Source organism: Thermoplasma volcanium GSS1 (assembly GCF_000011185.1).
Lineage (GTDB): Archaea > Thermoplasmatota > Thermoplasmata > Thermoplasmatales > Thermoplasmataceae > Thermoplasma > Thermoplasma volcanium.
This window is the reverse complement of the sequence record NC_002689.2, coordinates 74049-89346: the sequence shown is the minus strand read 5'-3', so window position 1 is coordinate 89346 and position 15298 is coordinate 74049. Positions and strand designations below refer to the sequence as shown.

Annotated in this window: 14 protein-coding genes, 1 tRNA gene and 1 rRNA gene; 9 read left to right on the top strand and 7 right to left on the bottom strand. The window is 42.6% G+C overall.

Annotated elements, in window-relative coordinates; genetic code table 11:
* Positions 1–79: 79 nt before the first annotated feature.
* The 3 genes from TVG_RS00455 to TVG_RS00445 form a co-directional block, all read right to left on the bottom strand.
* Positions 80–2998, bottom strand: a 23S ribosomal RNA gene (locus TVG_RS00455).
* A 272-nt stretch (positions 2999–3270) separates the two neighbouring features.
* Positions 3271–3684: a molybdenum cofactor biosynthesis protein MoaE gene (locus tag TVG_RS00450; protein WP_010916343.1), complete on the bottom strand. Its 414-nt coding sequence runs from the start codon at positions 3682–3684 to the stop codon at positions 3271–3273.
* A complete protein-coding gene (locus TVG_RS00445; protein ID WP_010916342.1) occupies positions 3681–4286 on the bottom strand; it encodes an alpha/beta fold hydrolase in 606 nt (201 codons plus the stop codon). Before TVG_RS00445 ends, TVG_RS00450 begins: the two co-directional genes overlap by 4 nt.
* A gap of 103 nt (positions 4287–4389) precedes the next feature.
* Between TVG_RS00445 and TVG_RS00440 the strand changes: the two genes are divergently transcribed.
* Together TVG_RS00440 and TVG_RS00435 are read left to right on the top strand one after the other, a co-directional pair.
* Positions 4390–4462 (top strand) — tRNA-Gln (locus tag TVG_RS00440).
* A gap of 15 nt (positions 4463–4477) precedes the next feature.
* The gene (locus TVG_RS00435; RefSeq protein WP_010916341.1) at positions 4478–4990 is read left to right on the top strand and encodes a hypothetical protein; all 513 of its coding nucleotides are present in this window, start codon (positions 4478–4480) and stop codon (positions 4988–4990) included.
* 213 nt (positions 4991–5203) lie between these two features.
* Here TVG_RS00435 and TVG_RS00430 read toward each other — a convergent pair whose 3' ends face one another.
* Entirely contained in the window at positions 5204–5821 is a 618-nt protein-coding gene (locus tag TVG_RS00430; RefSeq protein ID WP_010916340.1) for a TenA family protein, read from the bottom strand.
* Positions 5822–6152: 331 nt separating this feature from the next.
* Between TVG_RS00430 and TVG_RS00425 the strand changes: the two genes are divergently transcribed.
* The 3 genes from TVG_RS00425 to TVG_RS00415 all read left to right on the top strand — a co-directional run bounded on the left by TVG_RS00425 (position 6153) and on the right by TVG_RS00415 (position 9789).
* Positions 6153–7520, top strand: a complete 1368-nt coding sequence (locus TVG_RS00425) for a cytochrome ubiquinol oxidase subunit I (RefSeq protein ID WP_010916339.1) — start codon at positions 6153–6155, stop codon at positions 7518–7520.
* Positions 7521–7530: 10 nt separating this feature from the next.
* Complete coding sequence (locus tag TVG_RS00420) at positions 7531–8484, top strand: hypothetical protein (protein ID WP_010916338.1); 954 nt, start codon at positions 7531–7533, stop codon at positions 8482–8484.
* A gap of 225 nt (positions 8485–8709) precedes the next feature.
* Positions 8710–9789, top strand: coding sequence for a sugar phosphate nucleotidyltransferase (locus TVG_RS00415; protein WP_010916337.1), 1080 nt, complete (start codon positions 8710–8712; stop codon positions 9787–9789).
* Here the strand turns inward: TVG_RS00415 and TVG_RS08710 are convergent.
* Both TVG_RS08710 and TVG_RS00405 read right to left on the bottom strand, forming a co-directional pair.
* Complete coding sequence (locus tag TVG_RS08710; protein ID WP_010916336.1) at positions 9757–10161, bottom strand: TIGR00304 family membrane protein; 405 nt, start codon at positions 10159–10161, stop codon at positions 9757–9759. The genes TVG_RS00415 and TVG_RS08710 overlap by 33 nt on opposite strands.
* A gap of 1 nt (position 10162) precedes the next feature.
* Positions 10163–11050 (bottom strand): coiled-coil protein, encoded by an 888-nt coding sequence (locus TVG_RS00405; protein ID WP_010916335.1) that lies wholly within the window; start codon positions 11048–11050, stop codon positions 10163–10165.
* 130 nt (positions 11051–11180) lie between these two features.
* On the opposite strand from TVG_RS00405, the gene TVG_RS00400 reads away from it, so the two are divergent.
* From TVG_RS00400 to TVG_RS00385, 4 genes are read left to right on the top strand one after another with little or no spacing between them, the layout of a single operon-like run.
* Entirely contained in the window at positions 11181–12188 is a 1008-nt protein-coding gene (locus tag TVG_RS00400) for an aminotransferase class I/II-fold pyridoxal phosphate-dependent enzyme (protein WP_010916334.1), read from the top strand.
* A gap of 30 nt (positions 12189–12218) precedes the next feature.
* Entirely contained in the window at positions 12219–12989 is a 771-nt protein-coding gene (locus tag TVG_RS00395; RefSeq protein ID WP_010916333.1) for a D-aminoacyl-tRNA deacylase, read from the top strand.
* Positions 12986–13480: a DUF367 family protein gene (locus TVG_RS00390; RefSeq protein ID WP_010916332.1), complete on the top strand. Its 495-nt coding sequence runs from the start codon at positions 12986–12988 to the stop codon at positions 13478–13480. Before TVG_RS00395 ends, TVG_RS00390 begins: the two co-directional genes overlap by 4 nt.
* 35 nt (positions 13481–13515) lie before the next feature.
* On the top strand, positions 13516–14301 hold the full coding sequence (locus TVG_RS00385) for an SDR family oxidoreductase (RefSeq protein WP_010916331.1): 786 nt from the start codon (positions 13516–13518) through the stop codon (positions 14299–14301).
* On the opposite strand, the gene TVG_RS00380 is transcribed toward TVG_RS00385, so the two are convergent.
* Positions 14290–15291 carry a mannonate dehydratase gene (locus TVG_RS00380; RefSeq protein ID WP_010916330.1) on the bottom strand — a complete coding sequence of 334 codons (1002 nt, stop codon included), beginning with the start codon at positions 15289–15291 and terminating at the stop codon, positions 14290–14292. The genes TVG_RS00385 and TVG_RS00380 overlap by 12 nt on opposite strands.
* Between the last annotated feature and the right edge of the window lie 7 nt (positions 15292–15298).

The following is a 15298-nucleotide window of genomic DNA, read 5'->3' as shown; positions in this document are numbered from 1 at the left end:
AAGACAATAACGTAGAATTATAATAAATTCAAAATAATGAACACGCTTATTTGAATTCAACCAGACAAGAGATTTAGCATGGATTGTGCTTTCGGCCTTTAGTAGCCGTGGACTTAAAATCTCGCAAAAGCTCGATCCTTACATCCCGGCCCTATCAAACCTCTCTTTTAGAGGCGGCCTAATGACGATGTCTATTTTCGGGGGCGGCTTCGAGCTTAGATGCCTTCAGCTCTTATCCGCGTATGACGTGGCTACCCGGCGATGCCCTGCCGGACAACCGGTAAACTAGAGGTCACGAGCCCTTGTTCCTCTCGTACTAAAGGCCCCTTCCCCTCAGACATCGAGCACTCCCACGGAGAAGCAACCCTACTGTCTCGCGACGTAGTGAACCCATCTCAGGATCCCTTTTAATGGGCGAACAGCCCCACCCTTGGCACCTTATGCAGCACCAGGATAGGAACAGACGACATCGAAGTAGCAAACCCTCGGGTCGATGTGTACTCTTGCCGAGGACGACTCAGTTATCCCTGGGGTAACTTCTCTCTTATCACCCGCCCCCACTAAGGAGGAACTGGGTGGTTCGCTAAACCCTGCTTTCGCATCTGCGTTGCTAGTTGTCTGCAACACAGTCAAGCCAGCTTTTGCTTTTACACTCTACGGAGGATTTCTGACCCTCCTGAGCTGACCTTTGGGGGCCCCTGTTACATTGTTAGGGGCGTGGCGCCCCACCCAAACTGCCCACCAATAGTTGTCCCTCTAACGAGGTTAGTGACGCAATCCCGAAAGGGAAGTGTTTCATTGGCGCCTCCACTTCGGCCAAAACCGAAGCTTCGACGGCTCCTTCCTACGCTACGCATTCAGGATCGCATCACAGCTACAGGCTGCAGTAAAGCTCCACGGGGACTTCGCTTTCACGTGGGAGAGACTGGATTGTGCACCAGTACATCAATTTCACTGGGCTGAACGCGGGGACAGTGGGACCCACGTTGAACCTTCATGCAAGCCGCCAATTAAGCGGCTAGGTATTACGCTACCTTAAGAGGGTCATAGTTACCCCCGCCGTTTACTGGCCCTTCTTCCCCTTGTGCGGGGCTTTCAGGTACCAGCACTGGGCAGGTTTCAACCGCTATACACATCCTTACGGACTAGCAGCGATCTGTGTTTGTGGTAAACAGTCGGAGTCCCTTCGCCACTGCGACCTATTCCATCGCGGAATAGGCACTCCTTATACCGAAGATACGGAGCTATTTTGCCGATTTCCCTCGCGTCCATTATCCCAAAACGCCTTAGGCTTCTCACCTAGGGGCACCTGTGTCGGTTCTTGGTACGATACTGAGTTTGACCCATGTATGATTTTCATGGGATCCAAGGATCGAAGCGACTCCCAAACGGGAGCTTCCACCCTTTCACGAACTTCTCGTCATTACGACTCTCCATCCGCTTATAGGCAGAAATACGTTGGCACCCGTACCGCTCCTACCTCGAACCTTCTCACACATGGCAAAACGCTCAGTGTGCCGGAATATTAACCGGCTTCCCTTTCGGTCATATCCTGTTAGGTATGACCTTAGGATCGACTAACCCTCGGCTGACGAACATTGCCAAGGAACCCTTAGCCCTTTCGGCGGAACCGATTCTCACGGTTCTTCTCTGCTACTTTTACCAGGATCCGCGATACCATGCGGTCCATTCCTCCTCTCGAAGAAACTTCTGCCCACATGGCACGCCCCCCTACCAGATCACCTTTCGGTGCTCGAAGGTCTCGGTATCTGGTTTTAGCCCCTTCCATCTTCTAGGCATGTGACCTCGGCGAGTGAGCTGTTACGCACTCTTTAAAGGGTGGCTGCTTCTAAGCCTACCTCCCCGCTGTCTTTGGCCACAAACCTATTTAGTGCACTTAACCAGAATTTAGGGACCTTAACCCTCGTCTTGGTTGTTTCCATCACGGAAGCAAAGCTTATCCCTGCCCCCTAGCACCCGACATCTACGATCTCGGCAAGTTCGGAGTTTGACAAGTCGGCGCAGCCTTTCGACTGCTAACCAACCAATCGGTCGCTCTACCTCGTCGAGAATCTCCGTCGAGGTCTACCTGCGGGTAGTATCGGGGGGAACCCGCTATTGCCGGCCTAGATTGGCCTTTAACCCCTACACCCAAGTCATCCAAACGATTTGCACATCAGAATAGGTTCGGTCCTCCACCCAGCTTTCACTGAGCTTCAACCTACTCAGGTGTAGATCGACCGGCTTCGGGTCTCTCACGAGTGACTAAACGCGTTTACCACGCTACCCCTCCATTGCTGTGCGGGTAATCGCTTTCGCTACGGCTTCTCCTTTAAGGATTAACCTTGCCACCCGTCAGAACTCCCTGGCCCGTTCTTCAACACGGACAATAGGACAGCGATCCACCGTTGTTAACGGTATCACCTCTTTACTGCCCTACAAGGTTATCTCTGCCTAGTTTCAGGCTCTTTTCACCACCCTTTCGGGTTACTTTTCAGCTTTCCCTCACGGTACTTAGTTCGCTATCGGATTCGGGACGTATTTAAGGTTGGATGTTAGTGCCACCCACATTCCCACGCGAAAAACGACGCATGGTACTCTGGTTACTTCCCCTTATAGCTTCTGAAGCTTCGATTACAGGGCTATCACCTTCTTTGGCTCTTCTTTCCAGAAGATTCATCTCGCTTCAGGAGGCATTAGAGAAAGACCAAACTCCACATCTTTCCCTTCTTTCGAAGGGCTATTCGGTTTGCCTTTTACCGCTTTCGATCGCCTTTACTAACGGTATCTCGATTGATTTCTTTTCCTCCGGGTACTAAGATGTTTCAATTCCCCGGGTTCCCTCTCCTTTCGGAGTGCCTTACGGCAGGAAGTCCCATTCGGAAATCCTTGGATCTATGGCTCCATGCGCCTCCCCAAGGCATATCGCAGCTTGGCACGTCCTTCTTCGGCGCCCGAACCAAGCCATCCTCTAGGCAGATTAGCAGAGCACAATCCATTGTGCCATCTCTCATCTGGTCTCATCAAAAATCGACATCTTCCCTTTTAATGCAATGCATTAAAAGGTGCATTTTTAAGCGTGTATTAACCATATCATTAACAGGCATATAAGCATTTTGATCCAGAGCCACAATTATGGCTTATTTTTATACATTTAAACATGAAATTACAAGAAAATTAAAAAATATATGTGATATATTAAAATTAACCAATAATTAAACGTATAACCGTATTTATGGCTTAAAACTAAAAGGGTATATCAAAATATAATCAATGCCAGGATCCGTTTCCGTTCTCAAGTATATCTCTCTTCCATATAGGTACTCTTTCTTTTATAGTGTCTATTATGTACCTGCAGGCTTCAAATGCACTGGAACGGTGTGCTGAACTTACTGATATAACCACAGAATCTTCTGTGAGACCTACAAGTCCTATCCGGTGGCATACAGCTGCATCTAAAATATTGTATTTTTTCTTAGCTTCATCAATGAGGTCAGCTATCTGCATCTCTGCCATCTCCTTATATGCCTCATAATACAAAGCGGTAACACGAACGCCATCTGAATCGTTCCTAACTGTTCCTTCAAATGTCACTATTGCCCCTGCGTCAGGCCTTCTTACCCTGTTTATCAAGTCAAGTGGGTTAATATCTTTTTCTGTTATCTCAACGTACGTGTTTATCAATCCTCCGCAATGTAGTTTTTCAAAAGTGAATAGAATTTTTCAGTCTTATCGACATGAGGTTCAGCAGATTTATCGAATACCTTAAATACAGAATCCGATATCAAATCATGATAGGATTGGCCCCTCATGATGCTCTGATATCCGCCGGAGTCACCCCATATCAACAGCACAGGTTTCTGAACTTTGTATAACTCGATCTTGTAGTCATCGTAACCAGGTGCGTTTATTACGATTATATTGCTACACCTCTCAGGATACTCCATTGCACACCGCAGTGCTACATCACCATTCACTCCAGAACCAATTAACATAGTGTTTTTGAGGTGGAGAGAATAGATAAAGTCGCTATAGAACTTTGGGCTTAACTTTACATAATCTGCGCTTTTGGATGATAGGGTGTCTTTAGAATCCAATGCATCAGGATAATCCGGATAATAAACGCTTATTCCCCATTCCTGTATGCGTTCTATGAATCTTATCCCGTCCCACTCCCTTTTTCCGTTGACATCCACGATCACGAGGTTCTTTCTAGGTTTAGATCCTTTGCTAAACCTGTAATGAACGCTTACACCGGAAACATCAACGTAGGACTCATCTACCATAATTACAGTATCCGTAATTGATATACAAATCTGATAGTTGCAAAGAATAAGTTAAGTAAATATGCGAAAGATAAATATCGGCATATTTCATTACTTGTATGCTAGCCCTGTGGTGTAGTGGACAAGCATTTTGGACTTTGGATCCAACGACGGCAGTTCGAATCTGCCCAGGGCTATAAAGCGGTGAACTGATGCCAAAGCCTCCGGATGTAGGTACAACAGATGCTTTAAAGAAAGCAAGGAAAATTGCAACAATTGCTGCAGTCGTCATTGTTGTCGCATCTTTCTCTGTATTCTATGCAATGTCCCTAGAAGATAGCGTAACCGTTAACGTGATGTACGTAAACGTTTACTTTTACTCTGGCAATTCGCTTATATCAGCTTACGTCATACAATACAACCACGATACTCTGTCCCATGACCAGAAAGTTACTGTGCCGTTTGAGGTTAATGGCGGTAAGGATGGCATAACTGTAAATAACCTTGTTTCATTTACTCCGGGCTTCTCTGAGGTTTCTCTCAGCACAAAGAGTGGATTAACAATAACAGGAGCGGCTTCGCCTTCTGCAACATACGGGCAAGCCATAAATATACCTGCAGGGGAAACTGTTACTCTCTACATTACCTTCATTACTCCTCAGCACAACTACGCTGGGAATTTCTATGCCAATTTTACTGTTTCGCCTTACAACAAGCTACCTTAAAGTGTATTTTTATCCTTTCCCCTATTGTTCAGTATATAAGGCTATAATACTGATGTTCCTGGAGTTCTATCTTTGAACGAAACCACTTCATTTATATTTTCTTAGATTCCACGCCATTTGTTAACGTGCAAAGCTATTGACTCATCACACATATAATCTAGGATTTAAAAATGAAAAGACATTGTGTTTTATTGCATGAAGTATAACCTTGAATTATATTGTAGGTTCATTGTCCAGGGCCGACTGCCAAAACATGATCTCATATTTTACACTTGCTTTGAATAGATCAGACAACTCTGATGCGTCACCATTGAACCTATCCAGGGACTTTAGGATTACCGAAACCCTCTCCATATAATCATCAGATGCATAAAACTCGGCCCATCTCTTAAAATACATATTCTTTGTAGCCACCACGTATTTCCCTATAAAGGAATAACCCCACATGCATGGAGTCCAAGCGGCCAAAAACTGCGGCCATCCAAGAGTTGATGCATATATTAGGTGCCTAGTGTAGGAATATGTCGTCATTGTCATCTTCCCCTTGCCAGTGATTCCGAGTTCCCGTTCAAGTTGGCCATGAACCTCCATGCCCTTGTCTCTGTTCAAAACAATTTTAGAAAGTATTTCATACGCCATATCAAATGGCATGGATGCTGCAGCCCTTATCACTGATCTTACCATTTCTTCAACGTACAGGGAGTCCTGCACTAAGTAGAACTTAAATGAATCAACCGGTAAAGTATCGTCACGCATCCTCTCTACAAATTCGTGCTTAACGTATTTCTCCCAAAGGTCTTCTGCACGTCTTTTAAGATCTTCAGCTATCATATTTGCAACATTGAAATGACCTAATTAAACGTCGCTATCTAAATGATATATAGTATTTTTTAATATACAATTCTATTTGAAATTAAAATCTATGTGAATCTTAAATTTCTTTAAAGTCTATACTCTTCATGTTTTGGCATTCCGTACTACATATGTAGTAATGATTCCTTATATTTTAGGCTTTATATCTGTTTATTTAGCTTATGGAATCTGAAAAATAAAGGTTCTATATAACATTTTGCAATGTATGAAATTTGTAGCAATTATCAATAGCATAACATTATTATAGTATAAAATAAGATTTAAATAGAAACCAGTCATTAATCTTAATATGGCGTTTATAACGACTTTTGATAGGCTTCTCTTTGCTTATTCCATCGGTGTCCACATAATACTTGTCACCATGAGCATATCTACGATCGTTGTGCTCAGTGTTGCGGAATACCTTGGAATAAAGTATAAGGATAAGTACTATGATCTGCTTGCGAAGAGGCTCGCCAAAGTCTTTACAATTTTCTTTGCCATAGGAACAGCGAGCGGCATAGTAATGGCCGCAGAACTTGTGATACTATTCCCCAAATTTTTCAGTGTAGTAGCTGCAGTTGCAATGGTGCCATTCTACCTTGAGATATTCGCTTTCATGACGGAAACAATATTCCTTATAATATACATCTATTACTGGGATTTCTTCAAAAATAGGATAACCCATTGGATACTCACCTTTTTCATAGGCGCTGGGACACTAGGCTCAGCTGCGTTTATAGTAATGGTGAACGCCTGGATGAATACACCTAACGGCTTCAATATAGGTGTTTACGAAAAGACTGGTGCAATAACAGATGTGAACCCATGGGCATCTCTTAATTCACCGTCCTTTATGTCTGAGATAGCACATGTTGTCCCAGTTACGCTTCTTGCTGGTACCATGCTTATAGGAGGATACTTCGCCTACAGATACCTCAAGGCTAGAGAAGGCGAAGACAGGACTTTCTATAAGAAGGGCATGAAGTTAACGTCTGCGTTATCCATGGCCTACGTTATCCTTGCCGGAGTATCTGGTTCTCTTGCTGCCAGCGATCTTATAGTTAACCAACCCCTTAAATACTCGGCTATAGAACTCAACTACCTTGGAGGCAGGGCCTTTGAACCGGAGAAACTCTTCGGCACAATTGTTAACGGCCATGTAGTCGGAGCAATAAAGATACCTGGTCTACAGAGTTTCCTCGCAGGTACTGGAAATCCTGCCTATGTGATTCCAAAGGGCTTGGCATACTATCCACAGTCCATGTGGCCCCCACTTATCGTCCACTCTTTATTCGATTTGATGGTAGGCTTCGGTATACTGATCGGCCTGTTTCTCCTTGCATACCTTATAATGTGGATACTTAGATCTGAGCCATATTCTAATAGAATCATGGCCGGAATTTACATAATCCTCGGTTTCTTGGCTATGTTTACGATGGAGGATGGTTGGGTCGTTGACGAAGTCGGAAGGCAACCGTGGATAATATACAACGTAATGTACGTATATCAAGCGATAAATACCTCCACCTCAATGATCGGGCCGGGTATTGCAATGATGGCATTCTACACATTGCTCATCCCAGTCTCATTCTACTTTTCTGCAAGGGTATTCAATAGAGATAGCGTTTCAAAGGAGATATCTGCTAGTGGGTCGACAACAGGAGTAAATTTCTGAGGTGAAAAAAATGAATGGAGTATTTGCTATAAACTTTTTTGTAATGGCCCTTATGCTTGCACTCTATATTTCCGAGTCGTTCGGTGCAATAATACTATTATTCTTTTACAAAGATGGATCTAAAAAAGTAACGCCTTATGTTGTACCTATATGGGAGCTTACGGGCACATTTATAGCCTTCTGGGTTGTTACTTCTGATTTCGCTTATCCATCCATACTTGTTCCAGCCGCTTTTATCTACGCTGTTCCTCTACTGATACTACTAATAGCTTTCATAGGACGAAATGCCTTTATCATCTTCGGCGAATTCATAAAGAAAGGCTTCATTGATGAAAAGGCAATGTACAAGATATTCTCTATTTTCGAATGTATATTCTGCCTAGTTTTTGTTATATTCGCTTCTTCCGTAGTAACTGGTGGAGGGGTAATTCTATCAAAGCTTGCTTTTAACGTTGGAAAATGGGCGACAACGCCAGGCGACGTCCTCTTTGTTGTTGGTACAGTAATATTTATATTTGGGCTTTCTTTCATATTTTACGGACTAGAAAAATATAAACTTCACTCAATTGTGCTTACCTATATAGGAATAATACTGGCTGTTGTTGCATTCGTGCAAATACATCTCTCAATCAGCACTGTTCCATTGAGCCCAGTACTTGCTATACCTATCTTAATAGGTATACTTGCCCCTATACTATTTTACATCGATTCTACAAGGAAAATAGTAGAAAACAAGATATTTTTCTTAGCGTTGCTAGTTATATCCGTGTATCCGTTCTACTCTCTGGTCTATCCCAAATTCTTTGGAGGCACTTTGCCTGTATCAGCCTTCCTTACGAACTCTCCAATGGCAACAGCTTACTTCTATATAACGCTCGGCGGTGGAATACTGCTAATAGCGATGCTCGCTTACATGGTTTATGTTGCTAATGGCTTTAACAAAATGGTGGCTGAGAAAGCCTAAATAAATTAAGTATTATTATAATTTTAATTTTTATCAATAAATATTATTTTTTGCATGCTCAATACAAGAAAAACGCATAGTGGAATAAGTTAAATTTGCGATTGTAAATTTCATTAATATGGATAGCGAATTTATAAAAGAGTAAATCAGATCAGTTTATTCTAGTTAAACATCAGAATTTTAACTCTGGAATAAGAATATATCTAATCACCAGTTACGGAATATATGACCGTCAAGGGAGTTCTGATGGCAGGTGGCAAGGGCACAAGGCTTAGGCCCATTACATATTCGATACCAAAACCTCTCGTTCCGGTGGCAGGAAAACCGGTGATATCCTACATATTAGATTCATTCTATAACGCAGGTGTCAAGGACATAATAATAACAACTGGATATAAGTTCGAAGCGCTTATAAAGGGCGTACTAGAAAACAAATTCTCCGACCAGAATATATTGTTTTCAGTGGAGAAAGATCCCGCAGGAACAGCAGGTGGTGTTAAATTGGCAGAGAACTTCATAGACGACACTTTTGTCGTTGGAAGCGGTGACATACTTATCGATTTCGACGTCTCTAAGATGATAGAGGAGCACAAGAAGAGGGGGGCTAACATAACAATCGCCCTTACTAGGGTTGATGATCCGTCCCAGTTTGGCATAGCTGAAGTTGACGATGAAGGCTATGTCAAAAGGTTCCTTGAAAAGCCAAAGAAGTCAGAAACTTTTTCGAATACCATAAACGCAGGTGTTTATGTGATCGAACCATCTGTATTGGAATACATACCAAAGGGCGTACAGTTTGACTTTGCCAAGGATCTATTTCCAAAGGCTATGGCGAATGGCATCAAGATATATACTTACGAAATAAATGGCGTCTGGTTAGATGCGGGCAGGCCAGGGGATCTTATAAAAGCAAACCAGATAATGGTTGATAAATACGGCGATAGGAATATAAATGGCAGCAGGATGATATTAAAGGCAAGAATACCGGATGGCGTTAACGTAAGCGGCCCGACTTACATTGGAGAAGGGGTAGCCATAGGCAAGGGATCGTCCATAGACTCTTCGACTATATACGAAGGAGTTCAAATAGGCAATGATGTGGAGATAAAGAACTCGGTGATAATGTCATCTTGCAGAATACTGGATGGATCAAAAATATCCGATTCGGTTATAATGCAGAACACGGTCATAGGTGAGGCCTGTGAGATTAGAAATAGCGTACTTTCCCAAAAATTAAACCTGCAAAAAGGCTCCAGGGTATTTGATGTGGCCCTATCTTCCGAAATAATACAGGATGAAAACTAGCAATATGAGTATGGCTATGGCTATCGATACATAGACTATAGTCTTGTTGTTTCCAAATATGATAGGTATTGGGCCTATCATTATGAGGCCACCAAAGGAGGATTTTCTCTTTTCCTCCTGTTCTTCTTCCATTTTATTCACGTAGTCTTGTGGTTCCTTGTATTCGTATCGCCCGCCCATTGTAAAAGGGGCAAAGAACATGATAACTATTCCCAAGAATATTATGAGGAATGGTATCACGGAGAGACCGGTGCCGTATATTACCGGGAAAATAACAAAAAGTGCAAAATGGGCCTGACCTAATGCAGCCAGGCCAACTAGGGCAATAACACCAATTATGATAAGTATGTAACCTAGCCTAAAGAGATTCATCTCACAGGAACCCCGCCTTCTGAAGTATCAGAAGATCGTCGGTTGTGAGTTCCTCTCCATTCTTGAATTTTTCAAAGAGCACCTCAGCCTTCTGCTGAAGTTCGTCGTCTTTCTCCTTCTTCTTTGTTGCTCTCTTTTTAGTCCTGAGGCCTGCTATAACCTTCTCTAAATCCCTGAGATCGTTCTTAGCTTGTATAAACGCTTCGTGTTCCTGTTCAGACTCCTTGCCATACTTTACAGCCATTTCATGCATTTCATCTGCTTTCTTCCGGACCTCATCTAGATCTTGAAGTGACTTGTTAATATCGTTGCTTATCTCAGATATTTTATTCGAAATCTCTTCAGCTTTCTTTTTGAGATCCCTTGCTATTGTTTTTTCTTTGTCTATCTCTGCAAGCAGTTCCTTAACCTTTTCATTTTCGTTCAGTTGTTTGGTACGGTCTTCTTTCATCTTTTTTATTTCGTTGTTAAGCTTCTTGATCTCTGATACTATCTTATCCTCTTCAGCCTTTGTCAACTGCATTGTCTGCTGTTTAGTTATAAGCTTTTGAAGCTCCTTTTCTTTTGCCTTTATCTCTCTTTGGCTAATGTTAGTATAATTTGATTCCTCCGAAAGCTTCTTGTAATCCTTCCTGAGATCCGAGAGCTTTTTAAAATGCTCTTCCTTTTCCGCCCTGACTTTCTGAACCTCTTCTATCAGGGCATTCTTCTGGGATATCTTTTCCTTTACCTGCTCCCGCATCTCATGTACTTTTGCGTTAAGCTGATCCCTTTGCTCTGCATAGCTTCGGCTTTGTTGCGCAGCCTCATCTCTCTTCTTTATATGCTCTTCTACGGCTTTTTTCAGAAGATCTCTTTTTTCTTCAAATTCCTGGAGAAGATCCGTCATAGTCACACTTCATTGTAGAATTCAATCCTTTATTTATGTGAAGGATATATAGATTTCGCATCGCCCTTAAAAAATGTTTCCGTAGAATGATAACTATCAAGCTTCAATAACTTGTCGGAAATATACCCGTATGAGAAGCCATGGAGGGGACGTGTACAAAGTATCACCAAACTACGATCGTATCACAGACATGAGCTCCAACGTGAATCCTTTTCTTGATTTGGGCAAGTATTCCCTCTACCCGGAGATAAGCTACACAGACATAGAGGAAAAGTTAAGGGTTTACACAAAGTCAACAAACATGGGCATAGTTATAGGCCCAGGCCTAACACATTTAATATACAAATACTTCGAATTTTACCAAGTAAAAAAGCCAATAATAGCAATGCCAAATTTTTCAGAGTACAAGGGCATAGCAGAGGATAGGCACCTGAGGTTTTCTGCTATTCCATCGTATATAATTGAGAAAGATCCGTTGATACTAAAAAATTTCGATCACGATGCACTTTTCATAACATCTCCGTCCAATCCATTCGGAGAACTTTTCCCTGAAAGTACCCTAGAAACGGTCTTCGAAATAGAAGAAAAGCGCGGGCGCAGAGTTTTTTTAGACGGCGCATTTATGGACTTTGTTCCAAATTATGCTGAAAGCATCGTACAATCATCAAGATCATACTTTAATGTCACGATTGGCAGATCATTAACAAAGATATTAGCTATACCTTCACTGAGGGCTGGATATCTCATAATGGAAAGGCATGAGGCTGATCTTTTTCGAAAAGCAATGGAGCCATGGTCTATCTGCCAGCCAGCCATTGATTTTATACGTTCAATAGACATTAACGAAGTAGCTAAGAATTCTGTAGCACTAGTAAACGGTGAGAGAGAATACTTAATATCCGAACTTAAGGCAAGAGGAATAAAGGTAATAGGGAATCCGTCTGCAAATTACATAGTTATATCCATGCCTAGAACGGATGAATTTTACAATTTCATGCTGTCGAAAGGCATACTTGTAAGACTGCTAGATGATTACGATTATGTCGGAAGATGCCTTGTGAGGCTTGCAATAAAAACGAGATCTCAGAATAACGCATTTTTGAATGCACTTGATAACTTTATGTCCTCCAGTGAATAGTGTATTAACCCTGTATGCATACACCTTAGCATGAAAGTGCTTATCGCTTCCAAGTCTGATCCAGCAAGCATGCAAATGCTATCCTACCTAGAGGACAACTACGATATAAAGGAAAATAGCGGCAGGCGTTTTGTAAAAGACTTCGAAATATTTGTGATAGAAGATAGGCACATATTCCATGACATGAACCTAGGAAATAATTATGAATATGCGGTTGTCCTATCTAGGCACTCCTCAGCAGCGGATATAAAGTCCCTAACTGCTCACCCAACTGGCAATTTCGGTCCGAAAGCAGACCTCGGAGGAAGGCCTAAAACTATAAACGTATCTTGCCCAAAGTATATGTCTGGAACGCTGAGGCAGATGCTTGAATCTTATTCTGGGACAAAATTTCAGGTGACATTCGAGGCTACACACCATGGGCCCATATTTGACCTGCCCAACTATTACGTAGAAATCGGAACCACAGAGAACGAATGGACAGATGATGATGCAAAGAAGACTGCTGTCGATGCTGTAATTAATCCTGATGCGAAGGATTTCCCAAACTTCGTTGCTGTAGGGGGTGGTCATTACGCACCTAAGATATTAGAATACTTTAGGAGAAACGAGATCAATATCGGACACATAATATCGAAACATGACCATGATGATCTTGAGGAATGGCAGATAAAGGATGCGGTGGAAAAAACGCCCAGTTGTAAGGGATTCCTTGTTGACAGGAAGGGGACAAGAAGTCGCGTGCGTGATATGGTTAAATCTATCTCCGATGATCTAGGGCTAGAACTCATAATGATATGACCGGAATCTATTACCTTTACCTCAGGCAGGATGACCCAAAAAAGGCTACAATGCGAAAACTTGAGAGGTTCGGATTGGCTAAGCGGGTCGACATAAAGGGCGTAGGACTTAAACTCGTCCTAACACCTTATGCAGACATCTTCTTGTCCAGAGAAGACGCTGTCTTGTATGAAAAATATGGGCTCTGTGTTATAGAAGGATCATGGAACAAGATCGACAGTATAAAAAGCCTCAAGTTTAGGATTGAGAGGAGACTGCCTGCATTGCTTGCTGCAAATCCTGTGAACTATGGAAAAATAGGCATACTATCTTCTGTTGAAGCTACCGCCGCAGCGCTTTACATAATTGGATACTGGGATACTGCGTATGCTCTCCTCTCCAAGTTTTCATGGGGACTTAACTTCATAAAGTTGAATGAAAACCCCCTTAATGAGTATTCTACTGCCGATAGATCTGAGATCAAAAAGATCGAAGAGTCTTATTTCGGCTAGCCAAAAATTTATAGATTGACTTCTTATGGAAAATTATGGAAGAATTTACTGACAAAGTAGCAATAGTAACTGGCGGAAGCAGCGGGATAGGCCTTGCTGTAGTTGACGCACTAGTGCGCTATGGGGCAAAAGTTGTTTCCGTATCCCTTGATGAAAAATCTGATGTAAACGTATCTGATCACTTTAAGATCGATGTTACCAACGAGGAAGAAGTAAAAGAAGCAGTGGAAAAAACAACTAAAAAATACGGCAGGATTGACATACTGGTAAACAACGCTGGTATAGAGCAATATTCACCTCTACATCTTACGCCCACAGAAATATGGCGAAGGATAATTGATGTTAACGTTAATGGTTCTTACTTGATGGCTAAATATACTATACCAGTTATGTTGGCTATTGGCCACGGATCCATAATTAACATTGCTTCTGTTCAAAGCTACGCCGCAACTAAGAATGCAGCAGCTTATGTGACTAGCAAACACGCTCTTTTAGGGTTGACTCGATCAGTAGCCATTGACTATGCACCAAAAATTAGGTGCAACGCTGTCTGTCCAGGAACCATTATGACCCCAATGGTCATAAAAGCTGCAAAGATGGAGGTTGGAGAGGATGAAAATGCTGTAGAGAGAAAGATAGAAGAATGGGGCAGACAGCACCCTATGGGCAGGATAGGAAGACCAGAAGAAGTTGCGGAAGTAGTTGCCTTCCTTGCAAGCGACAGGTCATCCTTCATCACTGGAGCATGCCTAACTGTAGACGGAGGCCTTCTTTCGAAGCTGCCTATTAGTACCCCCAATGCAGATAATTCACACCATTGAAACACCGTCTATAAGACCTTGTATGTATCCGATTGCATGTAATCTTCCTAAGATAGAATACCCTGGGACTTTATATGTATCCCCGTACAACGTAGGCGTGTGATCTGTTCTCATTATTCCATCAAAGCCTTCTTCGATGTACGCAGACATGCAGGAAGCTGTATCCGTCTTTCCGTCATCTATGAACGATTCTATGAAGTTATCCTTCTTACCTTTAACGTCCCTAAAGTGAACGAAAGAAACTGCTTTTTTCCTTACAAAGTGCCTGATGGCTGATGGCAAATCCTCTGTCATTAAGGTAAAATTCCCTTGGCATAGTGTTATAGTGTTGTACTCGCTTCTCTTCATCTCAATGAGCTTGTCGAAAGCCTTAACGTTGTTCATTATCCTGGACACGCCCCTGATCTCTTCCAAGGGAGGGTCGTCTGGATGCATAGCTATCTTAACGCCGCTATCCTCTGCTACAGGGATTACGTTGTCTAGAAACCATGCTAAATTCTTCCAGAGCGTTTCAGCATCTATCTTTCCCATCTTAGGTGGAGGATATTCTTCTATGTCCGAAAGTGAAAATCCTGTAACCTCGGCTCCTCCCCTATCCGGTATTGATATCCTGCTCCTCATCCAACCTTGCCCAGCCATCCAGTTATAGCACCAGACGCCTATTTTCAAACGGCCCATGTTTTCTATCAATCTCAGGACATTCTCTAATTCGTCTTCCTTTCCTTTTACGCCGTACTTAATTTTCTCCATAGGGGGATTATCCTCTATAGCCGATAACGTTAGTCCGTATTCGCTCAAACGTCTTTTCAAGCTTGATAATGGTGCGTAGTCCCATGGAAGATCTGGCTGATCGCCCCTCCAATCACTTGGATCCCTCGGAAGCGTACCTACAACTTCGTTTACACCAATCTGTTTCAGAAGCCTCCACTCAGCTGAGGGCATAGTCGAATTGATGATCTCGGCTATTCTGAACTTTACAGATGCATGCATATGGTGT